2 protein-coding genes are annotated in these 1,852 nt (G+C 67.8%); both read right to left on the reverse strand.

Annotated elements, in window-relative coordinates; genetic code table 11:
• A partial coding sequence (locus tag AC30N0_RS13605; protein ID WP_489518445.1) for a TRAP transporter large permease occupies positions 1-1,234 on the reverse strand: 1,234 nt, incomplete at its 3' end.
• A gap of 19 nt (positions 1,235-1,253) precedes the next feature.
• On the reverse strand, positions 1,254-1,769 hold the full coding sequence (locus AC30N0_RS13610) for a TRAP transporter small permease (RefSeq protein ID WP_489518446.1): 516 nt from the start codon (positions 1,767-1,769) through the stop codon (positions 1,254-1,256).
• Positions 1,770-1,852: the final 83 nt, after the last annotated feature.

The following is a 1,852-nucleotide window of genomic DNA, read 5'->3' on the forward strand; positions in this document are numbered from 1 at the left end:
CGATCAGCAGCGCGGCGCACATCGCCGCGTAGAACGGCCAGAGCTCGCGCGACACCTCCTCGATCGTCACCTTGCCGATGGCGCAGCCGACGAACAGGGTCGGCCCGACCGGGGGCGTGATCAGGCCGATGCCCGCGTTGACGAGCAGGATCATGCCGAAGTGGACCGGGTCGATACCGAACTTGAGGATCACCGGCAGTAGGATCGGCGTGCAGATCAGGATCATCGGCGCCATGTCCATGAAGGTGCCGAGCAAGATCAGCAGGACGTTGATCATGAGCAGCAGCTCGTACTTGTTGCCGGCGACGGCGAGGAAGAACTGGGTCGCCTTCGCCGGCACCTGCATCAGCGCCATCATGTAGCCGAAGGCGGCCGAGAAGCCGATCAGCATCATCACCATCGCCACCATCTTGGTGACGCGGTGCAGCAGCATCGGCAGCTCGGCCCAGCGGTAGTCGCGGTAGATGAACATCGTGACGATGAAGGCGTACAGGCACGCCACCGCCGCCGACTCGGTCGGCGTGAAGACGCCGGTCAGGATGCCGCCGAGGATGATCACGACGGTGACCAGGCCCCACAAGGCATCGACGACGATGCGGCCGGCCTGGCGCAGCGTCACCGGCTCGCCCTTCGGGTAGCCGCGACGGTACGAAAGCAGCAGGCACAGGCCCATGACGCAGGCCCCGAACAGCAGCCCGGGCAGCACGCCGGCGAGGAACAGCTGGGCCACCGAGATCGTGCCGCCGGCGGCGAGCGAATAGAGCACGGCGTTGTGCGACGGCGGGATGAGCACCGCCTGGACCGAGCCGCAGATCGTGACGTTGGTGGCGAAGACCTTCGGGTAGCCCTGCTTGACCATCTGCGGGATCAGCACCGAGCCGATCGACGCGGTGTCCGCGACCGACGAGCCCGAGACGCCGCTGAAGAAGGTGGAGGCGATGACGTTCACGAGGGCCAGGCCGCCGCGGATCGCGCCGACGAAGACGCGCGCCAGGTTGACCAGCCGCACCGCCATCCCGCCCTCGGCCATGATCGCCCCGGCCAGCACGAAGAAGGGGATGGCCAGCAGCGAGAAGCTGTTGACGCCGCTCGAGATCTGGATCATCACCGCCTCGAGCGGGACGTCGATCCAGAGCGAGCCGATGATCGCCGCCAGGCCGAGCGTGTAGGCGACCGGCATGCCGATCATGCAGAGCACGAAGAAGGCGCCGAGCAGGACGAGGACTTCGATCATGTGAGCGTCGGCGCCGCCGTCACTCGGCCAGCGGCCGGTCGCGGTACATCACCGAGGTCGGCGGCGGCGAGCCGAGCCAGAGCCGCTCGACGATGAAGAGCAGGGTGAAGAGGCCCGCCAGGGGGATCGGCAGGTAGGTGATGCCGACGGGCAGCATCGGGAACTCCGCGATCGTCTGGCTCATGGTCGCCCGGACCAGCTGGGCGCCGTAGAAGAGCATGAACAGGGCGGTGGCGACCATCGCCAGGTCGGCGAGCCGGAGGAGCAGCGCCCGCAGGCGCGGTGCGACCGCGTCGGTCAGCATCCGCACCGCGATGTGCACGTTGGCGCGGTACGCCGCGGCGCCCCCGAGGAAGGTGAAGAGCACCATCGCCAGCACCGCGAACGGCTCGGGCCAGCTCGCCGCCGAGTTCATGACGTAGCGCATGAACACGCCGTAGGGAATCGCCAGCGTGATCGCCACCAGCGCGGTGGCCGAGACCACGATGCAGGCGAGGTAGAGCCGCTCCATCGCCGAGGCGTAGGCGGCTCGCATGCGCTTACTGGGTGTCCTGGATGCGCTTCAGCAGAGCGGCGTACTTGACGCCGTACTTGTCGCGGATCGGCTGCGTCGCCTTG

This window comes from Rhizobacter sp. (assembly GCF_031412495.1).
Classification (GTDB): Bacteria; Pseudomonadota; Gammaproteobacteria; order Burkholderiales; family Burkholderiaceae_C; genus Schlegelella_A.

Coding starts and splice junctions, on each gene's coding strand:
- AC30N0_RS13610 (WP_489518446.1), bottom strand. CDS start 1,769: ATGCGAGCCGCCTACGCCTCGGCGATGGAGCGGCTCTACCTCGCCTGC.